Genomic DNA, 22524 nt, shown 5'->3' with positions numbered 1-22524 from the left:
TCAGCCTTGATTGAGCAATTGACGCAGATCGATCACGGCGGCGTTGGCCCGGGAAATGTAGTTGGCCATGACCAGCGAGTGGTTGGCCAGCACACCGAAGCCGCTGCCGTTGAGAATCATCGGGCTCCAGACCGGCTCTTGCGAGGCTTCCAGCTCACGAATGATCTGGCGCACGCTGACCGTGGCGTTCTTCTTGGCCAATACATCGGCGAAGTCGACTTCGATGGCGCGCAGCAAGTGCGAGAGCGCCCAGGCCTGACCGCGCGCTTCGTAGAACACGTTGTCGATCTGCATCCACGGCGTCTCGACGATTTCTTCGTCCACCTGTGGCACTTGCCCTGGCGCGAGGACTTCGGTCTTCAGCGAAGTGTTGAGTTTGACCCGGCCAACGCTGGCCGACAGGCGTTGCGATAGTGAACCCAGACGGGTACCGACGTCACCGAGCCAGTTGTTCAGGTTGTCGGCGCGGGCATAGAACAGCGCGCTTTTCTGGTTCGGATCGGACAAACGCGCCTGATAGCGGCTCAGGGAATTGATGCCTTCCTGATACTCGGACTCACTGGAAGGCAGCACCCAGCTCTTGTTGTCGAAGTTGAAACGCGGCTCGGCCTTGGCCAGGTCGGCGTCTTCGGCCGATTGCGACTGGGAACGGGCGAAGTCTTTACGCAGCGCGCGGCTCAAATCGCGAACCTGGACCAGCACGCCATATTCCCAGCTCGGCATGTTGTCCATCCACAAGCCCGGCGGGAAACGGTCGTTGGAAATGTAGCCACCCGGCTTGGTCAGCAACGTGCCGGCGACGGTCTTGAGGGTTTCCACCGTGGTGTAGCCGACGACCATTTGCTTGCCTTCTTTCTCGGCAGCGATCTGGGCATTCTGCTGGACCGGAAACAACGCGGGCTCCTCGCTCCAATACCAACCCAGGGCAATCGCCACCAGCAGGTAAAGACCGATCAAGGTGGCCAGCGCCCGGCTGAACAGCAGGCCGCCGATATAACTGCGGGTGGCCGACTTCGGTTCGGCGGCACGTTCAGGGGCGCTGCCCGCGCGGTTCTTCCAGTCCAGCATGGCGATATCCTTTCAATCACTTGAGTTCATCGGTTCGACCACAACCCTACGCCATCGTGCCTCGTTTTGCCGCGTATTAATCCGCGCGCTGCCGTGAGCCAGGATTGCATCGTCGAGGCGCCACTATAAAGGAAGCACACGCCTTGAGCCTATCCGACCGACCGGTCATAAACTGAATGACGCCGCATTACAGATTATTGACGTCCGACACTCGTGCAATTGCAAAGAGGTGCTAGCATAGAGCCACCAGTCGATCTCAGCTTTTACCCTAACTAGTAGTCAGGATATGACCGAGCCAGAAGACCCCAGCCGTGAGCGCCTCAAGCACCACTTTGCCCAGCGGGTAATTCATCAGGCACGTCAAATTCTTGAGATCTGGCAGCGCCTGCAACGCAGCGAGTGGTCCGCCACCGACTTATCGGAACTGAGCGAGGCCAATCTGCGCCTGCTGCGGTTTGCCGAGCGCTTCGAACAACCGGAACATACTCAACTGGCACGTCACATCGGCCAGTCGCTGGAGGCTGTCGAAGCCAATCGCGGACGCCTGAGCAGCGGGCTGATCACCGATCTCAATCGCTTGATGCAGCGCCTGTCGCGCACCGGCCTGCGCCATGGCGATCAGTACGAACAAACTTTCCTGCCGCCGTTGCGCAAGCCGATCTACGTGATGCTGCAGGATCACGACCGCGCCGAGCGCCTGGCCAAGCAACTGGAATTTTTCGGGCTCAGCGCCCAATCCCTCGACAGCGTTGCTGCATTCCGCTCCGCGATGGTCGAGCGCTTGCCGGCGGCGATCGTCATGGACGTGGACTTCAGTGGCGCCGGTATCGGCCTGAAACTGGCCGCCGAAGCCCAGGAAGGTCTCGATCATCGCCTGCCGCTGTTGTTCTTCAGCCTGCACGAAACCGACACCCCGACCCGCCTCGCCGCCGTGCGCGCCGGTGGCCAGGAGTTTCTCACCGGCACCCTGGAGGCTTCGAGCCTGCTGGAGAAAATCGAAGTCCTGACCTGCGTCGCGCAGTACGAACCTTATAAAGTGCTGATCATCGACGACTCCCGCGCACAGGCCCTGCACACCGAACGCCTGCTCAATAGCGCCGGGATCGTCACGCGCACGTTGATCGATCCGATTCAGGCCATGGCCGAACTCTCGGACTTTCAGCCAGACCTGATCATCCTCGACATGTACATGCCGACCTGCACCGGGACGGAACTGGCCAAGGTGATCCGTCACAACGACCGTTATGTCAGCGTCCCGATCATTTACCTGTCGGCCGAAGACGATCTGGACAAGCAGCTCGACGCCATGAGCGAAGGCGGCGACGACTTCCTGACCAAGCCGATCAAGCCGCGCCACCTGATCACCACCGTGCGCAACCGCGCGGCACGGGCGCGCAATCTGAAAGCCCGAATGGTCCGCGACAGCCTGACCGGTTTGTACAACCACACGCACATTTTGCAATTGCTCGAAGACTGCAGCTTCCGCTCCCGCCGCGAGGGCAAGCCGCTGAGCTTTGCGATGCTCGACATCGACCACTTCAAGCGAGTCAACGACAGCCACGGCCACCCCATGGGCGACCGGGTGATCAAGAGCCTGGCGCTGTTCTTGAAGCAACGCCTGCGCAAGACCGACTTCATCGGCCGCTATGGCGGTGAAGAGTTTGCGATCGTGATGCCGGACACCGACCTCGCATCGGCTTACGCCGTGCTGGATGAAATTCGTCAGCGCTTTGCCGAGATTCACTACCCGGCCCAGCCACAGGACCTGTGGTGCACGTTCAGTGCTGGCGTGGTGGAATTGTGCGAGCACTCCGACAGCCTGATGATGGCCAGTCAGGCAGACGAGGCGCTGTACCGCGCCAAGGACGCCGGACGAAATCGCGTTCAGGCGGCGCGAACGTCACAGCAAAGTGCCACCTTTTCATCTGAATTCACCGATTCGGTCATAACCCTGTAACACAAACGCAATAAATTCAGACGCTTACCATTCTGCCGTTGGTAGATCCGCCATGCGCCTGAAGTTGCTGACCAATCTCAATACCCTCCTTTTAGTCGCCGTGTGCGTGGCCCTTGGCGCCACGCTGTGGTGGTCGCAAAAGGCTCTGGAACGCCCGTATCTGTTGATGGAGCGGTATCTGGGGCTATCCCAGCAATTTCAGAATGAAGTCGCGCGCAATATCGAGGATTACCTCGCCAGTGGCGATGCCCTGCGCCTGAGCAGCGCCAGCCAGGCGATTGATGTCCTGCAAAAAGAGCTCGGTGAGTTGCCGCCGGCCCTGGCCGACACCCTGCGCCCGAGCCTGTCGACGCTGGAGGAGTTCAGCAAAACCGATCTGTTGGCCGCCGGCAAACTCGCGGGCGATCCGCAAGCACTGTTGCTGCAAGCCGAACGCGAACTCGGCGCCAGCCTCGACCAGCTCAGCCAGTATGCCAGCTCGAACGCCGCCTACCTGACGCCGCTGCTCGCCGCTTCTCAACACCTGGGCAAACTGTCGCTGGCCCGGGACAAACTGGTCAGCAGCGGCCGCAGTGAACTGGCCGCCGACGTCGAGCGCGAAGTGGCCAACATCCGTACTCAGGCAGAGCTGTTGAGCGGCCTGCCACTGCTCGGCGTAGCCGCCAAGACCGAATCCAGCACCGATGATTTCGCCTCGATGATGGGGCTGGAGAACAACGAGAAAGCCACTGCGGAAGACGCCGGTGTCGGCCTCAAGCGTGAACTCAACAGCCTGCTGACACGCTACCCGGCCGAACTGTCACGCACCCGTGATCAGATCCAGAAACGCACTGACCTCAGCGCCGCCACGCACCTGAAAATCGCCGCCGTGCAGCAAGCGATTGCCGGGCTCGAACCGGTGGTCCGCGCCCAGCACGGGCAGATTCAGGGCGAAGTGCGCTTGATGCAGGGCGTGATGATTGGGCTGATCCTGCTGATCGCCCTGCTCATCGACACCCTGCAACGGCGTCTGGCACGAACCCTGACCAACCTGGCACCGGCCCTGTCCACTTGGGCCGAAGGCGACTTCAGCCGGGACATCGAGCTGGGCAACACCAATCGCGAATTGCATGACATCCAGGCGTCGCTCAATCGCTTGCGCGCCTACCTGGTGGATCTGGTCGGGACCATTCGGCTCAATGCCGAACAAGTCGCCGGCAGCAGCCGAACCCTGGCGGATTTGAGCAATGACCTGCACAGCGGCGCCGAACATCAAGCAGGCGACACCGCCCTGATCCGCGATTCCCTCGGCGAACTGGAGGCGACCATTCAACAAGTTGCCGGCGATGCCAGCCAGGCCGCGGACGCCAGTCGCCATGCCGGCCTGGCGGTCGAGCACGGGCAGAAAGTCATCGGCCTCAGCCTGACCGGCCTGCATGCACTGGTGGGTGAAGTGCAGGGCAACGCGCAAATGATCGAGCACCTGGCAGAAGAGTCGGCGACCATCGGCGGCGTGCTGACGGTGATCCGCTCGATTGCCGACCAGACCAACCTGCTGGCCCTGAACGCCGCCATCGAAGCGGCCCGCGCCGGGGAAATGGGTCGCGGGTTTGCGGTGGTGGCGGAAGAGGTTCGCTCACTGGCGCAACGCACCGCAGGCGCGACGGCAGAAATCCAAACGCTGATTGCCGGCCTGCAAACCGCCGCGCGTCAATCGGTAGAAGGCATGCGCGCGCAGGTCGAACACGCCGAAGCCACGGCCAATCAGGCGCAAGCGGCGGATGGTGCGCTGGATAAAATCGTCGGCGCGATCCAGACCATTGCCGACACTGCGGTGCGCATCGCCGATGTCACCGCCCAGCAGAGCGGCGCGGTCAGCGAGATTCGCGACCACAGCGAGCGCATTCACCAATTGGGCGGGGATAACTTGCTGCGCATTGGTGAAGGGCGTGAGCAAGGGGAGAACCTGTTGGTGCTGGGTGGGCGGCTGCGTACCGCTGTTCAGGCCTTCCGCGTCTGATAGACCGCCTTCGCGAGCAAGCCCGCTCCCACATTTGACCGCATTCTCATTGATGAACTCGGTTGAATGTGGGAGCGGGCTTGCTCGCGAAGGCGCCAGTACAATCACCGCATAACTCCCTACCCTGCACACCCGCCCGCCGTCCGCTATCATGCCCCCAATTCCGATACGCGAGATTGTCATGCGCCGTTTGCTCTGCCTGCTGCTTTTAGTGCTCGCCCTGCCGGCCACCGCCGCCGGGTTGCTGGACACCCGGCCCAGCTCCACCCTGGGCTCGACCAACAACAGCGCCGACTTCCTGCCGGTGCGCGAAGCCTTTCAACTGAGCCTGGTAGACAGCACGGCGCAATCGATCAAGCTGCGTTTCGTCGCCACCGAAGGCTATTACCTCTATCGCCATCGTTTCCAGTTTCGGGCTGACCCGGCCGAGGTAACGCTGGGCACCGCCCAACTGCCCAAGGGCGAGCAGAAGCACGACGAGTACTTCGGTGATGTCGAGGTCTATCACGGGATCATCGAGGTGCAACTGCCGCGTACCGATCAGCGCGCCTTCACGCTGGCCGTGACCTATCAAGGCTGTGCCGACAAAGGCCTGTGCTATCCGCCGGAAACCGAACGCCTGAGCATTGATGGCATCGGCGCTCCGGCTCCGGTGCAAAACTGGGGATGGCGCGAACTCGCGCTGTTCTTCCTCGCCGGCCTCGGTCTGACATTCACACCTTGCGTATTACCGATGCTGCCCATCCTGTCCGGCGTGGTGTTGCGCGGTCAGGTCGGTGGTTTGCGCGGCTTCAACCTGTCCCTGGCCTATGTGCTGCCGATGGCCGCCTGCTTTGCCCTGCTCGGTGCACTGATGGGCCTGTTCGGCGCACAACTCAATCTTCAGGCGCGCCTGCAATCGGCGTGGGTGCTGGTGCCGTTCGCGACGTTTTTTGCGGTGTTTGCCCTGGCCATGTTCGGCGTATTCGAACTCAAGCTGCCGCACGCCATCAGCAGTCGCCTGGATCGCATCGCCGGGCGCACGGAAGGCGGTTCGCTGTGGGGCGCCGCAGTGCTGGGCGTGGTCTCCAGCCTATTGGTTTCGCCTTGCGTTTCGGCGCCGCTGGCCGGTGCGTTGCTGTACATCAGCGCCAGTGGCGATGCGTTGGGCGGCGGTTTGAAGCTGTTCATGCTCGGCCTCGGCATGGGTGCGCCGCTGTTGCTGGTGGCCACCGGTGGCGCGGCGTGGCTGCCGAAAAGCGGGCCATGGCTGGTCTACGTGAAAAACGCGATAGGCGTGTTGTTGCTGGGACTGGCAATCGGCCTGCTCAGCCGCGTACTGCCGGGCCAGATCACCTTGCTGCTGATCGGTTTGTTGGCCGGTGGCGTCGGCTTGTTCATGGGGGCGCTGGAGTTCGTCTACAAACCTCCACGAAAACGCCTTGGCCAATTGCTCGGGATGTTCCTGCTGTTTTACGCATTGGCCTGCTGGTTTGGGGCGTTCAGCGGTCAGACCGATCCGCTCAATCCGATTGGCCAATCACGTGCGATTGCAGGTAACGCCCCTGCGCAAAACACCGGCGCCTGGCAAACCATCAACACGCCTTCAGAGCTGGACCGCGTGCTCGCCGACGCTCAATCCTCCGGCACCCCGCTATTGCTCGACTGGTACGCCGACTGGTGCATCAGCTGCAAAGTCATCGAACACGAAGTGCTCAACGACGCCAAGGTCATGGAGCGCCTGCAAGGCTATCGACTGGTTCGTTTCGATATCACCGCCAGCAATGCCGAACAACGCGCCCTGCTCGACCGTTACAAATTGTTCGGTCCTCCGGCCCTGATGTTTTTCGGCAAGGACGGTGTTGAACGTGCCGATGTGCGAGTGATCGGCGAGATCAACGCCAAGGACTTCGCCGAACGTGTTGCGAAGGCAAATGACCGGATTTAATCAGCTGGTCACATATTTCGCGCAAACATCGGCTATCGTGCTGGCTATTGCATAGAACTGGACAGTCACAAAGGCTTTGCGGCATAGTCGCCGGGTTCTGACACTTGCACACAGATAACAAGGAACCGCAGATGGCGACCCTATTGGTGCTGCACGGCCCCAACCTGAACTTGCTCGGCACCCGTGAACCGGGCACCTACGGCGCTACGACACTGGCGCAGATCAACCAGGACCTGGAACGCCGCGCCCGTGAAGCCGGCCATCATCTGCTGCACCTGCAAAGCAACGCCGAGTACGAATTGATCGACCGCATTCACGCCGCACGTGGCGAAGGTGTGGACTTCATTCTGATCAATCCAGCAGCTTTTACACACACAAGCGTCGCATTACGTGACGCGCTGCTGGCGGTGAGCATCCCATTCATCGAAGTGCATTTGTCTAACGTGCACAAACGCGAACCTTTCCGCCATCACTCTTACTTCTCCGACGTAGCGGTGGGAGTGATCTGCGGCCTTGGCGCCAGCGGTTACCGACTGGCCTTGGAGGCTGCACTAGAGCAGCTTGAACAACAAGCTATACGCCCCTGACCGACCCTTGGGAGTTGATGATTCATGGATATCCGTAAAGTTAAGAAACTGATCGAATTGCTGGAAGAGTCCGGCATCGACGAGCTCGAGATCAAGGAAGGCGAAGAGTCCGTTCGCATCAGCCGTCACAGCAAGACGCCGGCTCAGCAATACTACGCACCTGCTCCAATGCAGCACGCTCCGGCACCTGCGCCAGTTGCCGCTGCTCCTGCTGCCGCCGCTGCACCTGCTGCACCGTCCGCACCCGTCCTGAACGGCACCGTTGCCCGTTCGCCGATGGTCGGCACCTTCTATCGCAAATCTTCGCCATCCTCGCCTTCGTTCGTTGAAGTTGGCCAGACCGTGAAGAAAGGCGACACCCTGTGCATCGTCGAAGCCATGAAGATGATGAACCACATCGAAGCTGAAACCAGCGGTGTGATCGAATCCATCCTCGTCGAAGACGGCCAGCCGGTTGAGTACGACCAACCGCTGTTCACCATCGTTTGAACCGCGGAGAAACTTTGATGACTGCGAAGTTGGAAAAAGTTCTGATCGCCAACCGCGGTGAGATTGCCCTGCGGATCCTGCGTGCCTGCAAAGAGATGGGCATCAAGACTGTCGCCGTTTACTCCAAGGCTGACAAAGAGCTGATGCACCTGGGCCTGGCAGACGAATCCGTCTGCATCGGTCCGGCCTCGGCCGCGCACTCTTACCTGCACATCCCGGCCATCATCGCCGCGGCTGAAGTGACCGGCGCTACCGCCATTCACCCCGGCTACGGTTTCCTTGCGGAAAACGCTGATTTCGCTGAACAGGTCGAGAACTCCGGCTTCGCCTTCATTGGCCCGAAAGCCGACACCATTCGCCTGATGGGCGACAAGGTATCGGCCAAGCACGCCATGATCGCTGCGGGCGTTCCAACCGTTCCGGGTTCCGACGGCCCGCTGCCTGAAGACGAAGAAACCGCTCTGCGCATCGGTCGCGAAGTCGGTTACCCGGTGATCATCAAGGCCGCTGGCGGCGGTGGTGGTCGCGGCATGCGCGTTGTGCATAAAGAAGAAGACCTGATCTCCTTCGCCAAACTGACCCGCACCGAAGCTGGCGCGGCGTTCGGCAACCCGATGGTCTATCTGGAAAAATTCCTGACCAACCCACGTCACGTGGAAGTGCAGGTGCTTTCCGACGGCCAGGGTCACGCCATCCATCTGGGCGACCGCGACTGCTCGCTGCAACGTCGTCACCAGAAAGTTCTCGAAGAAGCGCCGGCACCGGGCATCGACGAGAAGGCTCGCCAGGAAGTCCTCGCTCGCTGCGTCAAGGCGTGCATCGACATCGGCTACCGTGGCGCCGGCACTTTCGAGTTCCTTTACGAGAACGGCCACTTCTACTTCATCGAGATGAACACTCGTGTCCAGGTAGAGCACCCGGTTTCGGAAATGGTCACCGGCATCGACATCGTCAAGGAGATGCTCAGCATCGCCGCTGGCAACAAGTTGTCGTACACCCAGGACGACGTGGTGATCCGCGGTCACGCCCTGGAATGCCGTATCAACGCCGAAGACCCGAAAACCTTCATGCCGAGCCCGGGCACGGTCAAGCATTTCCACGCACCAGGCGGCAACGGCGTTCGCGTCGATTCGCACCTGTACAGTGGTTATGCCGTTCCGCCGAACTACGATTCGTTGATCGGCAAGCTGATCACCTACGGCGCAACCCGTGACGAAGCCATGGCGCGCATGCGCAATGCGCTGGACGAAATCGTTGTCGACGGGATCAAGACCAACATCCCGCTGCACCGCGACCTGGTCCGTGATGAAGGCTTCTGCAAAGGGGGCGTGAACATTCACTACCTCGAGCACAAGCTGGCAGGCGAGAAGCACTAAGCTTCGACCCGACCAACAAAGCCGCCTTCGGGCGGCTTTGTTGTTTCTGGACATTTCACAAATCCCCCTGTGGGAGCGAGCCTGCTCGCGAAGACGGCGGCACTTTCAACATTGATGTGATTGAGACACCGCTTTCGCGAGCAGGCTCGCTCCCACAGGGAACTGCGAGACCAAGCGACTCCCACAAAACCTCCGCGCTCGCGTAAACTTGCGCGCTTCTCGCAGCCCGCTAGGCTGCAATCAATATTTTTCAAAGGTGCCCGCCATGCCTTGGCTGCAAGTCCGTCTCGCCATCAGCCCAGAACAAGCCGAAACCTACGAAGACGCTTTCCTTGAAGTGGGCGCCGTGTCGGTGACCTTCATGGACGCCGAAGATCAGCCGATCTTCGAGCCAGAACTCAACACCACGCCGCTGTGGTCGCACACGCATTTGCTGGCCCTGTTCGAGGGCGGCACCGAAGCCGCCAGCGTGTTGGCCCACCTTGAGCTGCTGACCGGCAGCCCGCTGCCCGAGCATCACAGCGAAGTGATCGAAGACCAGGATTGGGAGCGCAGCTGGATGGACGATTTCCAGCCAATGCGCTTCGGTCAGCGCCTGTGGATTGTCCCGAGCTGGCACGCCGCCCCTGAACCCGACGCTGTGAACATCCTGCTGGACCCGGGCCTCGCGTTCGGCACCGGCACCCACCCGACCACCGCGCTGTGCCTTGAATGGCTCGACGGTCAGGACCTGAAAGACTGCAACGTGCTGGACTTTGGCTGCGGCTCGGGGATTCTGGCGATTGCCGCCCTGCTGCTGGGTGCCAAGGAAGCCGTCGGCACCGACATCGACGTGCAGGCGCTGGAAGCCTCCCGCGACAACGCCGGGCGCAACAACATCGACGACGCGCTGTTCCCACTGTACCTGCCGGAAGACCTGCCACAGGTGAAGGCCGACGTACTGGTCGCCAACATCCTCGCCGGCCCACTGGTTTCCCTGGCACCGCAGCTGTCCAGCCTGGTCAAGCCGGGCGGTCGCCTGGCGTTGTCCGGGATCCTCGCTGAACAAGGCGAAGACGTTGCCGCCGCGTACGCTCAAGACTTCGATCTGGACCCGATTGCCAATCGCGATGGCTGGGTGCGCATCACCGGCCGTCGGCGCTAGAATGAACGCCTGCATAAACCGGATCGCCGCATGACCGACAGCTTCGTCACCCAGTGCCCGCATTGCCAAACCAGCTTCCGCGTCAGCCATGCTCAGTTGAGCGTGGCACGCGGAGTGGTTCGTTGCGGCTCGTGCCTGCAAGTGTTCAACGCGGCCAAGCAGTTGCTTGAGCAACGGGCCGGCAAGGAAGCTGTCACGCCGGTCACCCCCGCCATCGTTGAACCGCCAGCGCCACGCGCGATCAGCCAAAAGCAGTGGACGGCCTCCGAACTGGACCTGGACAGCCTGGACCTGGACGAAGAACTCGCCCGGCTCGAACAGCGGGAGATCCAGCCGACCAAGGAGTTTGGCCGGCACCGCGAAGACGGCCTCAGCGCCCGACGCGACGCTAACGAGCACGACGAAGAACAGTGGCCCGACAGCCTCTTCAGTGAATCGGCCGCTGACCGCGCCCAACCGGTAGAAACCAAACAACCGGAAACAGAACCCGAACCGGACAACCACGAACGCACCGAGCCTTCGTTTTCGCTGGAACCGGTTGATCTCGATGATGAACCCCAGGTGCCTCATCTGCGCCTGCACGACCCACTCGACACCCCGCTCCACCACGAACGCCTGTCGGCAACCGAAGCGCTCGACGACGACCTGCCGTCGATCGAACCGCTGCGCAAACGTCGCGAGCGCAGTGAACCAGGCGTGCGCGCCGAGGTATTGCAGGACCTGACCGACGATCCGCTGCAACTGGACTGGCAAAAACGTCGCTCCCCCTGGGGCCGCCGGTTGTTCTGGTTGCTGCTGGTCTTGCTCGGCGCCGCTGCGCTGGCTGGTCAATACATCGCTTACCATTTCGACGAATTGGCCCGTCAGGACCAATACCGCCCCTGGTTCCAGCAACTGTGCCCGCAACTTGGCTGCACGGTGCCGTCCAAAGTCGACATTGCGAAAATCAAGAGCAGCAACCTGGTGGTCCGTAGCCATCCGGAGTTCAGTGGCGCACTGGTGGTCGATGCGATCATCTACAACCGCGCCCCGTTCTCGCAGCCCTTCCCGCTGCTGGAACTGCGTTTTGCCGACCTCAATGGCCACTTGATCGCCAGCCGTCGCTTCAAACCCGGCGAGTACCTCAACGGCGACCTCGAAGGCATGGCGGAAATGCCACCACAAACGCCGATCCACATCGCGCTGGATATTCTCGACCCCGGCGCCAAAGCGGTGAACTACAGCCTGAGCTTCCACTCCCCCGAGTGAAACGGTTCACCGTTACAGGCTTGGCGGCAGATTTCTGACTGGCACCGTCCGTACCAAACTGCTGGCAATAACAGAATAACTGTTCAGATTTTGTTCAATTCAGCCTTTATCCAGTCATCGAGAGCGGGTATCATGCCAACCCTTTTTCGAACTCTAATGATCCGGCCCCACAACAGGGAAGTCCTATGTCGGCGGTACGCATCGGTCCATACACATTGCAGAACGGCTTGATTCTCGCCCCGATGGCGGGAGTCACCGACCAACCCTTTCGTCAGCTGTGCAAACGATTGGGCGCGGGACTAGTAGTCTCGGAAATGGTCACCAGCGACATGAGTTTGTGGAACACCCGCAAGTCGCGGATGCGCATGATCCACGAAGGTGATCCCGAGCCACGCTCGGTACAGATCGCCGGTGGTGATGCGCAGATGCTGGCGGACGCGGCCCGGGCCAACGTTGAGCTGGGTGCACAGATTATTGACATCAACATGGGCTGCCCGGCGAAGAAGGTCTGCAACAAGGCTGCCGGTTCTGCGCTGTTGAAGGATGAAGCATTGGTCACCGAGATCCTGCAGGCCGTCGTGGCTGCGGTGGATGTGCCGGTGACCCTGAAGATCCGTACCGGCTGGGACCGGGACAACAAGAATGGTTTGACGGTGGCGAAGATCGCCGAGCAGGCAGGCATTACGGCGTTGGCGGTCCATGGCCGCACCCGTGCCGACCTCTACACCGGTGAAGCCGAGTACGACACCATTGCCGCGATCAAGCAGGCGGTGTCGATGCCGGTGTTTGCCAACGGCGATATCGATTCGCCAGAGAAGGCCCGTTACGTGCTCGACGCGACCGGTGCCGATGGCTTGTTGGTAGGCCGGGCTGCCCAGGGGCGGCCATGGATTTTTCGCGAGATCGACCATTTCCTGCGTACCGGCGAGAAACTCCCGGCGCTGGAATTGATCGAGGTGGAACGCATTCTGCTAGAGCATCTGGCTGCCCTGCACGTCTTCTATGGCGATGTCATGGGTGTACGGATCGCTCGAAAGCATGTGGGCTGGTATCTCGCAACCTTGCCGGGCGCCAGGGAGTTTCGCGCCCACTTCAATCGTTTGGAAGATACGGAAGCACAATGCGCCAACGTTCAGGGCTTCTTCGCCGAACGTTATAAGAGCCTGACAGGGGACGGAGAAGGGGTGGCCGCATGACGATGATGACCGAGACTTTAGTGAGTGGAACAACACCCGTGAGCGACAACGTGAATTTGAAACAGCACCTCAATACGCCCAGCGAAGAAGGTCAGACCCTTCGCGGGAGTGTCGAGAAGGCGCTGCACAATTATTTCGCCCACCTTGAGGGCGCTGCCGTCACGGATGTGTACAACCTGGTGCTCTCCGAAGTCGAGGCTCCCCTGCTCGAGTGCGTGATGAACTACGTCAAGGGCAACCAGACGAAGGCCAGCGAGCTGCTCGGACTCAACCGGGGCACGCTGCGCAAGAAACTCAAGCAGTACGATTTGCTGTAAGCATTCAATCAAACCAGAAAGGCGCCCGCGTAAAACCGGTCGCCTTTTTTGCTGACTCCTTTGCTTTTGATGGAAATTGAAATGACCGACCAGACTACCCGCCTGCCGATCCGCCGCGCCTTGATCAGCGTTTCCGACAAGACCGGGATCCTCGAATTCGCCAAAGAGCTTGAAGCCCTGGGCGTCGAGATCCTCTCTACCGGCGGGACGTTCAAGCTGCTGCGTGACAACGGCGTCGCCGCAGTGGAAGTCGCGGATTACACCGGTTTCGCAGAAATGATGGACGGTCGGGTGAAAACCCTGCACCCGAAAATCCACGGCGGGATCCTCGGTCGTCGCGGTATCGACGACGCGATCATGAACGAGCACGGCATCAAGCCGATCGATCTGGTTGCGGTCAACCTGTACCCGTTCGAAGCCACCATCAACAAGCCAGGCTGCGACCTGCCGACCGCGATCGAGAACATCGACATTGGCGGCCCGACCATGGTCCGTTCCGCGGCCAAGAACCACAAAGACGTGGCCATCGTGGTCAATGCCAGCGATTACGCCAGCGTCCTTGAAGGCCTCAAGGCCGGCGGCCTGACCTACGCTCAGCGTTTCGACCTGATGCTCAAGGCGTTCGAACACACCGCGGCCTACGACGGCATGATCGCCAACTACATGGGCACCGTGAACCAGGCCGCTGACACCCTCAGCACCGAAGGTCGCAGCGAATTCCCGCGCACCTTCAACAGCCAGTTCGTCAAGGCTCAGGAAATGCGCTACGGCGAGAACCCGCACCAGAGCGCGGCGTTCTACGTGGAAGCCAAGCCTGCCGAAGTCGGCATCGCCACCGCGACTCAACTGCAAGGCAAAGAACTGTCGTACAACAACGTGGCCGACACCGACGCCGCGCTGGAATGCGTGAAGAGCTTCGTCAAGCCAGCCTGCGTGATCGTCAAGCACGCCAACCCGTGCGGCGTGGCCGTGAGCCCGGACGCCGAAGGCGGTATCCGCCAGGCCTACGAACTGGCCTACGCCACCGACACCGAATCGGCGTTCGGCGGCATCATCGCCTTCAACCGCGAACTGGATGCTGAAACGGCCAAGGCCATCGTCGAGCGTCAGTTCGTCGAAGTGATCATCGCCCCAAGCGTCAGCGAAGAAGCCCGCGCCATCGTGGCTGCCAAAGCCAACGTGCGCCTGCTGGCCTGCGGCGAATGGTCGGCTGATCGTGCCGCTGCCTGGGATTACAAACGTGTCAACGGTGGCCTGCTGGTACAGAGCCGCGACATCGGCATGATCGGTGCCGACGACCTGAAAGTCGTGACCAAGCGCGCCCCGACCGAACAGGAAATCAACGACCTGATCTTCGCCTGGAAAGTCGCCAAGTACGTCAAGTCCAACGCCATCGTCTACGCCAAGAACCGCCAGACCATCGGTGTCGGTGCCGGCCAGATGAGCCGCGTGAACTCTGCCCGTATTGCTGCGATCAAGGCTGAACACGCTGGTTTGCAGGTAGCCGGTTCGGTGATGGCTTCCGATGCGTTCTTCCCGTTCCGCGACGGCCTGGACAACGCGGCCAAAGTCGGCATCACTGCGGTGATCCAGCCAGGTGGCTCGATGCGTGATAACGAAGTGATTGCTGCCGCTGACGAAGCCGGCATCGCCATGGTCTTTACGGGCATGCGCCATTTCCGTCACTAATACGACAGATCAACTGTGGGAGCGAGCCTGCTCGCGAAGACGGCGGCACATTCAGCAATGATGTGACTGACACACTGCTTTCGCGAGCAGGCTCGCTCCCACAGAAAAGCAGCTCCAGTGCTGCCTCCAGAATTAGCGTCATCCGAGGTTTTTGAAATGAATGTTTTGATCATTGGCAGCGGTGGCCGTGAACACGCACTGGCCTGGAAAGTGGCTCAGGATCCTCGCGTGCAGAAAGTGTTCGTGGCCCCCGGCAACGCCGGCACCGCCATCGAAGCCAAGTGCGAAAACGTCGCCATCGACGTGCTGGCTCTCGAACAGCTGGCAGACTTTGCCGAGAAAAACGTTTCCCTGACCATCGTTGGCCCGGAAGTGCCGCTGGTTGCCGGCGTCGTCGATCTGTTCCGCTCCCGCAACCTGGATTGCTTCGGTCCGACCGCTGGCGCTGCCCAGCTGGAAGGTTCGAAGGCCTTCACCAAGGACTTCCTCGCGCGCCACAAGATCCCGACCGCCGACTACCAGAACTTCACCGAGATCGAGCCTGCCCTGGCTTATCTGCGTGAAAAAGGCGCACCGATCGTGATCAAGGCCGATGGCCTGGCCGCCGGTAAAGGCGTGATCGTCGCCATGACCCTGGCCGAAGCCGAAGACGCCGTGCGCGACATGCTCGCGGGCAATGCCTTCGGTGATGCCGGTTCGCGCGTAGTGATCGAAGAATTCCTGGACGGCGAAGAAGCCAGCTTCATCGTCATGGTCGACGGCAAGAACGTGCTGCCAATGGCCACCAGCCAGGACCACAAACGCGTCGGCGACGGCGACACCGGCCCGAACACCGGCGGCATGGGCGCTTACTCCCCTGCACCGGTCGTGACTGCCCAAGTGCACCAGCGGGTCATGGACCTGGTGATCTGGCCGACCGTTCGCGGCATGGCCGAGGAAGGCAACGTCTACACTGGCTTCCTGTATGCCGGCCTGATGATCGACAAGGCTGGTAACCCAAAAGTCATCGAGTTCAACTGCCGTTTCGGCGATCCTGAGACCCAACCGGTGATGCTGCGTCTGCAGTCGAGCCTGGTATTGCTGGTCGAAGCGGCTCTGGCGCAAGCGCTGGACAAGGTCGAAGCGCAATGGGATCCACGTCCGAGCGTCGGCATCGTGTTGGCCGCTGGCGGTTATCCGGGTGACTACGCCAAAGGCGTGGCCATCAACGGTCTGGATGCAGCCGCCGCACTGGAAGGCAAAGTCTTCCACGCCGGTACTGCACTCAAGGACGGTCAAGTGGTGACGGCCGGTGGTCGGGTGCTCTGCGCCACTGCCATGGGCGCCAGCGTCGATGCGGCTCAGCAGCAAGCCTACAAACTGGCGGCAAAAATTGACTGGGTAGGCTGTTTCTACCGCAAGGACATTGGCTACCGTGCCATTGCCCGTGAACGTGGCGAAAGCCAGGAGTAAGGCCATTCATTTGGCCGGGCAAGGGCCGCTGGTCCTTGCCCCACTGTTCCGGCACTGCGCATCGTTATAATCTGGCATCAACCTACGAAGGGATTTCGCCGTGCGCTGGCTCAGGATCGCCATAAGCCTTACCGTCACTCTGCTGACCTTGCTCTGCATGCTCCCGGCCCAGTCCGCGCAAGGCAGTGGCTGGGCAGTATTGCTTGACGAACAGGGCGATCTGCAGCTCAGCGACATCCGTTCCGCTCGCTACACCAACCAATTCAGCCCCATCGAGCTTGATCGCCTCAACGCGGCCGAGCCCGATGGCGCGTTATGGCTACGCTTCAGGCTGGCCCCCGGCAAGCATGAACAATTGCTGCGGGTGTTCGCACCCGACCTGTCGTCGCTCAAACTGTTTGTCCTCGACGGCGACAAGCTGATCGATCAAGTGCAGACCGGCACCGGGCAGCCCCAGGCTGAGCGCCCCCTGCCCAGCAGCGAGTTCATGTTGCCGCTGCCGCAAAGTGACACGCCCCTCGACGTCTACGTGCGACTGGTCTCCGACCATCAGCTACGGCCTTATATCACCCTGCAATCGGCGGTCATGACCGCGGCCAGCCAGAACCAGACGCTGATTTACGGTCTGCTGTTCGGTTGCCTTTGCATGCTGATCCTGCACAACTTCGTCCGCTACGCCTACACACGCTCGCGCAGCAGCCTTTGGCTGGCCTGGTGTGAAGGGTTGTTGATGCTCAGTCTGCTGTTGCTGCTGAACCTGGCCGGGCCCTGGTTGCCGAACTGGCACGCCATCCAGACGCCGGGCGCCTACATCGCGTTATTGCTGACGGCGCCGAGCGGCTTGATGCTCGCCTGGCGCTTCTTTGCCCCGCTCGGCCCTCACCCGCTGAACAAACTGCTGCTGGCGGACATTCTGTTCATCGTCGTCTGCGGCCTTCTGTTGTTGTTCGTCAACACCCTGCCGCTGAACATCATTACCTACGCCCTGGTGGCTCTGGCAGGCCTGAGCATGTTGTTCGTCAGCGCCTATCACTGGCAAAAAGGTTATCGGCCGGCGCGCTTTTTCGTCGCGGCGATGGTGGTGTTCAACATTGGCACCCTGATCATATTGCCCGCACTGCTGGGACTGACCCAGGTCGCGCCGCAAGGCCTGATCACTACACTTCTGGTGTTCATCTGCATCAGTGGCCTGCTGATGAGCATTGCCCTGAGCGAGCGCCAGCGCAGCATCACCGAAGATCGCTTCAGCATCAGCCGCGACCTGGCCGCCAGCAACGCCGAGATCAACGCCAAGGCTGAATTCCTGGCGAAAATCAGCCATGAAATCCGTACCCCCATGAACGGCGTACTGGGCATGACCGAGCTGCTGTTGGGCACGCCTCTGTCGGTCAAGCAACGCGACTACGTGCAAACCATTCATAGCGCCGGCAACGAACTGCTGACGCTGATCAACGAGATCCTCGACATATCCAAGCTCGAGTCAGGGCAGATCGAACTGGACGATGTGCAGTTCGACCTCAATGCCTTGATTGAAGACTGCCTCAGTATCTTCCGCGCCAAGGCCGAGCAGCAGAACGTCGAACTGATCAGCTTTATCCAGCCGCAAGTGCCGCGCGTCATCAGCGGTGACCCGACACGCCTGCGTCAGACCCTGCTCAGCCTGCTGGAAAACGCCCTGAAGAAAACCGAAGAAGGCGAGATCCTGATCGTCGTCGCCCTTGATGAGCGCAGTGTCAAACCACGCCTGCGCATTGCCGTGCAGGACAGCGGTGTGCCGATGGAAGCCGAAGAGCGCGATGCCCTGATGCACGCCGAACTGCACAGCAAGCACTTCCTCTCGGCGACGAGTCTGGGCGGCAATCTGGGGCTGGTGATCGCGCGTCAGCTGATCCGTCTGATGCAGGGCGAGTTCGGCATCAAGACCGGCGCCAACCAGGGCAGCACTTTATGGCTGACGCTACCACTGGACCCGGACCGGCTTGAACACCCGACCTCCGACCTCGATGGTCCGCTGCAAGGTGCGCGCGTACTGGTGGTGGACGATAACGACACCTGCCGCAAAGTGCTGGTGCAACAGTGCAGCGCCTGGGGCCTCAACGTCAGCGCCGTGCCGTCCGGCAAGGAAGCCCTGGCGTTGCTGCGCACCAAGGCGCATTTGCGCGACTACTTCGACGTGGTCCTGCTGGACCAGAACATGCCTGGCATGACCGGCATGCAACTGGCGGCCAAGATCAAGGAAGACCCGAGCCTCAATCACGACATTCTGCTGATCATGCTGACCGGCATCAGCAATGCACCGAGCAAGATCATTGCGCGTAACTCCGGGATCAAACGCATCCTCGCCAAACCCGTGGCCGGCTACACCCTCAAGACCACCCTCGCGGACGAGTTGAATCAACGCAACAAAGGCCCGACCGTTGCGCATCACCTGTCGGCCGGCCCGGCACTTCCGGTAAAAGTCCCGAGCGACTTCCGCATCCTCGTGGCCGAAGACAACACGATCTCGACCAAGGTGATTCGCGGCATGCTCGGCAAACTCAACCTGCAACCGGACACTGCCAGCAATGGCGAAGAAGCCTTGCAGGCGATGAAAGCCCAACGCTACGACCTGGTACTGATGGATTGCGAAATGCCGATCCTCGATGGTTTCTCTGCCACCCAACAACTACGCGCCTGGGAAGTCGGCAACCAGCGGATTCGCACCCCGGTGGTGGCGTTAACCGCGCACATCCTTGCCGAGCACAAAGAGCGTGCGCGCCAGGCCGGCATGGACGGGCACATGGCAAAGCCGGTGGAGCTGTCGCAGCTGCGCGATTTGATCGAGCATTGGGTGGCGCAGCGGGATCAACAGAACCGGGTAGCCATTAATACGCCCTGATCCGACAGTGCAGTCCTGCCAAAGCGACGAAACTTCGGCGGCAAGCGTGCCTTACCACTTGGTATCTGGCGAGGACACCGCCCGTATCTGCTCCTCACGAAAAGGAGTTACAGCCATCGCAATCCGTCCACGCCACGAGTCATAAGCAGCTGAATCCAACACAGCGACACACCCTTTAAACTCGATTTCCCCGATGACGTCATCAGTTTGAAAGTTTTGCTCGATGATCGAACTCGAAAGCGCTTCACGGGTAATGAAACTTACCGTCAGACAGATTAGCCGAGCACCAGCCACGACAACTCCAAACTGCAACCGGACCGTGGTCAGTTTCGAGACCGGATCCTCGGCGATCGAATAATATCGCAGTAACGTACGGGCCAAGTGATGCGGTGAAAGTCTCGACACCTCGACAAACGCGCGACCAACAGCATCGACATATTCTGCGGAAAGAAAACGACGGACTTTGGACGCCATTGCCTGGCTAACCGTCTGGGACAAGAGGTCTGGATCAGACCTGAACGAGCCTTCGAAATCCTGAATACGCGACCAACCAAATTTATTAAGCTGCGAGCGATAAAACCCCCACCATTGCTCATACCCGACCAACCCAGGCTGCTCTGCTGCTGCCGCAAGCTGCATGAATAACGTTGAATCCAGCACATCAGTACACTCACGCGCACTGAGTTCATGCGACAGGAGTAATACGCTCCCACCATCAATATAAACGGCGTAATTAAAATCCAGCATAAGATTCACTTCCGGACTAAAAAAAACCGGAGACAAATGCCTCCGGCCTTATTGTTACTTACTGGCTAAAATGGCTTGAAACGCACGCTCATCAAGCTCGTCCAGATAGGCATTCACAGTCGCCTCCCTTGCACCAGGGTAGTCTTCCTCATGAATGACCAAATACGCTGTGTCCTGATAAACTTCCACCTCCGAACTTTTCCACTCAAAGAACAACACACCGCCATCTTTACCAGGCTCTTTGGAATAGTTGACTGCTGCGACAGCCATGTTGACGGAACCATCCTTGTCCTGTGCACAGGAGGCCATACCAAAGCGGCGACCCTGATCTTTCTCTACAGAGCGATTGAAAAGATTGAGCGCCTTTTCATCCTGTTTGAGGGATCCCAGTGTGTCAGCGACAAGCGAGGGGATACCAATACCTCCAGCGACGCCCTTCACTACGCCACTAATAATATCGACCGCTACATTGGCCATGGTCAGACTTTGTGTCTTCTTTTCATACGCCTTGGACACCTGAACGACTTTGGTCCACTTCATCGCTGTCAGTACACTGATCAGAAACTGAAAGCGTTGTTCGATCTGATGCTTGGCCGGGTACTTGTTAGTGGCCATGATTTCGGCAAACCGATAAGTATTTAGTGCGATTCGTTTGTTACGACGACTCATCCCGTCAAACATACCGATGACGTTAGGGCCGTCGACAACTGCTTGAATATCGTCGAGATTGATAATGCTCGACCCCGAACGCGCGGACAAACCTGCAACCCGCAGTTTAGCCTCGGATGCAGGATAACTTTTAACCAAGTCATAAATAAACGCAGTTTGTTCCGATTCAGTCAACATTTTTACTTCATTCACAATTCAACTTCCTGTTGTTAATAAGAGCCAATCCAGCTCGAAGACAACACTACTCAACCCCAGTTCACAACTCAACTCGGAACACATACAAATAATTACCAATCGAGGAAACAACACTTAAGAATCCAACTAAAACCCAACTCGACTTTTTGAACATGCGTTAGTCACGAAACAGCAAATCGATAAACTCCTTATCCCCCCACTCTGTTATTGCGTCCTGCAACTCCTTGCGGTTTTTCTCAATGACTCGCTGCCGAATGGTAAATTGTCGAACACGGATATCCAGTTGCGCCATCGAGTGCCCCACGCTCCAAAAGCCCGTCGACCAATCCAGTTTCAGTAGACGAACATGGCTCAAGAATATGCCCAGGGTGCCGTCCGGCTCACGGTTGGCGGGCAATACTTCAAACTCACCTGAGGCTCTCACTGTGGCGGCGAACGTTCCTTGCAACACTTCATCGCTCTGCAGCATGTTTAAGGCACTTTCAAGTGTTGCAAGCTTGCTGCGTGAAACCCTGCTGGACATGACGTCCAGATAAGCTCGCGTCACACTTCCGGAGAACTTCCTGTCAATCACCTCCACCAGAGGTTGATCAAGTCCCCAGCCGATAGACCACATTACCCCGGAGTAGTATTCGAACCACTCAGCCGCGTGTTTGACACTGTTGTATTTTTGGTCCGCCCGGGCTTTGGCATATCGAACGCTGTTTTTGACGAACTGCTTGTCCTGACTCGACAGCTGAGCGCTTAAACCCAGCAAACTATTGTGCAAAACCGCAGCGCCATTTTGCGGCGTAATGCTCCGAGTAATTTCTTGTGACGCAAATTCCATTTTGATGCTCCTTTTTACATTCCATTGATTGATTTAACGCTGCGCAGAATCTTCTCCTGCGCTTGAAAAAACGCTTCACAACTCCCCGCCTGTTAGCCGACAGCCCCCGTACCGCCTGATAGACTCCCTTCGACTTCCCTGACCTAAGAGCGACCACCATGCTCCACGTGTTATTCAGCGTTTACCTGAAGATGCTGGTGCTCTACAGCCCATTCTTCGTGTTGTCCTGCTTCATCAGCCTGACCCGCGGTTATTCACGCAAGGAACAGCGTCGGCTGGCCTGGAAAGTGGCCACCGCCACGCTCGTGTCCAGCGTCTTGCTGTACTTGTTCGGACGGGTAATTTTCAGTGTCTTCGGCATTACCGTGGATGCGTTCCGCATCGGTGCCGGCAGCGTGCTGTTTATCTCGGCACTCGGCATGGCCCAGGGCAAGTCGGCGGTGCAGACCGACAATGTGCAACAGGACGTGACGATCGTCCCGCTGACAATTCCATTGACGGTCGGCCCCGGCACCATCGGTGCCTTGTTGGTGATGGGCGTGAGCCAGCCGCACTGGGACGACAAACTCACGGCCATTCTCAGCATTGCCCTGGCCAGCTTTACGGTCGGCGTGGTCCTTTATTTGTCCAACCGCATCGAACGCATTCTCGGAGACCAGGGCTTGCAGATTGTCAGCCGATTGATGGGATTGTTTGTGTGCGCGCTGGCGGCACAGATTATCTTCACGGGTGTGAAAGGTTATCTGGTGCCGTAATC

Annotated in this window: 18 protein-coding genes; 14 read left to right on the top strand and 4 right to left on the bottom strand. The window is 59.6% G+C overall.

Annotated features, from left to right (window positions below; translation table 11 throughout):
* Positions 1-1068 carry a DUF2333 family protein gene (locus tag BK660_RS27435; RefSeq protein WP_123435973.1) on the bottom strand — a complete coding sequence of 356 codons (1068 nt, stop codon included), beginning with the start codon at positions 1066-1068 and terminating at the stop codon, positions 1-3.
* A 286-nt stretch (positions 1069-1354) separates the two neighbouring features.
* Here BK660_RS27435 and BK660_RS27430 point away from each other — a divergent pair, with 286 nt between their 5' ends.
* The 13 genes from BK660_RS27430 to BK660_RS27370 all read left to right on the top strand — a co-directional run bounded on the left by BK660_RS27430 (position 1355) and on the right by BK660_RS27370 (position 19327).
* Entirely contained in the window at positions 1355-3025 is a 1671-nt protein-coding gene (locus tag BK660_RS27430; RefSeq protein ID WP_123435972.1) for a response regulator, read from the top strand.
* 52 nt (positions 3026-3077) lie between these two features.
* A complete protein-coding gene (locus BK660_RS27425) occupies positions 3078-5024 on the top strand; it encodes a methyl-accepting chemotaxis protein (protein ID WP_123435971.1) in 1947 nt (648 codons plus the stop codon).
* Positions 5025-5205: 181 nt separating this feature from the next.
* The gene (locus BK660_RS27420; protein WP_123435970.1) at positions 5206-6951 is read left to right on the top strand and encodes a protein-disulfide reductase DsbD; all 1746 of its coding nucleotides are present in this window, start codon (positions 5206-5208) and stop codon (positions 6949-6951) included.
* Between the two features lie 131 nt (positions 6952-7082).
* On the top strand, positions 7083-7538 hold the full coding sequence (gene aroQ, locus BK660_RS27415; RefSeq protein ID WP_007947649.1) for a type II 3-dehydroquinate dehydratase: 456 nt from the start codon (positions 7083-7085) through the stop codon (positions 7536-7538).
* A gap of 24 nt (positions 7539-7562) precedes the next feature.
* Positions 7563-8027, top strand: a complete 465-nt coding sequence (gene accB / locus BK660_RS27410) for an acetyl-CoA carboxylase biotin carboxyl carrier protein (protein WP_027921898.1) — start codon at positions 7563-7565, stop codon at positions 8025-8027.
* 17 nt (positions 8028-8044) lie between these two features.
* Positions 8045-9403, top strand: a complete 1359-nt coding sequence (gene accC, locus BK660_RS27405) for an acetyl-CoA carboxylase biotin carboxylase subunit (RefSeq protein WP_027921899.1) — start codon at positions 8045-8047, stop codon at positions 9401-9403.
* A gap of 265 nt (positions 9404-9668) precedes the next feature.
* Positions 9669-10547 carry a 50S ribosomal protein L11 methyltransferase gene (gene prmA, locus BK660_RS27400; protein ID WP_123435969.1) on the top strand — a complete coding sequence of 293 codons (879 nt, stop codon included), beginning with the start codon at positions 9669-9671 and terminating at the stop codon, positions 10545-10547.
* A gap of 30 nt (positions 10548-10577) precedes the next feature.
* Positions 10578-11795, top strand: a complete 1218-nt coding sequence (locus tag BK660_RS27395; RefSeq protein WP_123435968.1) for a DUF3426 domain-containing protein — start codon at positions 10578-10580, stop codon at positions 11793-11795.
* A 185-nt stretch (positions 11796-11980) separates the two neighbouring features.
* Positions 11981-12991: a tRNA dihydrouridine synthase DusB gene (dusB, locus tag BK660_RS27390; protein WP_027921902.1), complete on the top strand. Its 1011-nt coding sequence runs from the start codon at positions 11981-11983 to the stop codon at positions 12989-12991.
* Complete coding sequence (fis, locus tag BK660_RS27385; protein ID WP_007907419.1) at positions 12988-13308, top strand: DNA-binding transcriptional regulator Fis; 321 nt, start codon at positions 12988-12990, stop codon at positions 13306-13308. The genes dusB and fis overlap by 4 nt, the downstream gene beginning before the upstream one ends.
* Positions 13309-13389: 81 nt before the next feature.
* Positions 13390-14997 carry a bifunctional phosphoribosylaminoimidazolecarboxamide formyltransferase/IMP cyclohydrolase gene (purH, locus tag BK660_RS27380; protein WP_123435967.1) on the top strand — a complete coding sequence of 536 codons (1608 nt, stop codon included), beginning with the start codon at positions 13390-13392 and terminating at the stop codon, positions 14995-14997.
* Positions 14998-15153: 156 nt separating this feature from the next.
* Entirely contained in the window at positions 15154-16449 is a 1296-nt protein-coding gene (gene purD, locus BK660_RS27375; RefSeq protein ID WP_123435966.1) for a phosphoribosylamine--glycine ligase, read from the top strand.
* Between the two features lie 100 nt (positions 16450-16549).
* A complete protein-coding gene (locus BK660_RS27370; protein ID WP_123435965.1) occupies positions 16550-19327 on the top strand; it encodes a hybrid sensor histidine kinase/response regulator in 2778 nt (925 codons plus the stop codon).
* A gap of 51 nt (positions 19328-19378) precedes the next feature.
* On the opposite strand, the gene BK660_RS27365 is transcribed toward BK660_RS27370, so the two are convergent.
* The 3 genes from BK660_RS27365 to BK660_RS27355 all read right to left on the bottom strand — a co-directional run bounded on the left by BK660_RS27365 (position 19379) and on the right by BK660_RS27355 (position 21767).
* Positions 19379-20074 (bottom strand): hypothetical protein, encoded by a 696-nt coding sequence (locus BK660_RS27365; protein WP_123435964.1) that lies wholly within the window; start codon positions 20072-20074, stop codon positions 19379-19381.
* Positions 20075-20128: 54 nt separating this feature from the next.
* Entirely contained in the window at positions 20129-20935 is an 807-nt protein-coding gene (locus BK660_RS27360; protein ID WP_123435963.1) for a hypothetical protein, read from the bottom strand.
* 160 nt (positions 20936-21095) lie between these two features.
* The gene (locus tag BK660_RS27355; protein WP_123435962.1) at positions 21096-21767 is read right to left on the bottom strand and encodes a hypothetical protein; all 672 of its coding nucleotides are present in this window, start codon (positions 21765-21767) and stop codon (positions 21096-21098) included.
* A gap of 158 nt (positions 21768-21925) precedes the next feature.
* Here BK660_RS27355 and BK660_RS27350 point away from each other — a divergent pair, with 158 nt between their 5' ends.
* Complete coding sequence (locus tag BK660_RS27350) at positions 21926-22522, top strand: MarC family protein (RefSeq protein WP_007937197.1); 597 nt, start codon at positions 21926-21928, stop codon at positions 22520-22522.
* Positions 22523-22524 lie beyond the last annotated feature (2 nt).

The organism is Pseudomonas brassicacearum, from assembly GCF_003732265.1.
GTDB classification, from domain to species: Bacteria; Pseudomonadota; Gammaproteobacteria; order Pseudomonadales; family Pseudomonadaceae; genus Aquipseudomonas; species Aquipseudomonas brassicacearum_D.
This window is presented reverse-complemented; position numbering and strand designations above follow the sequence as displayed.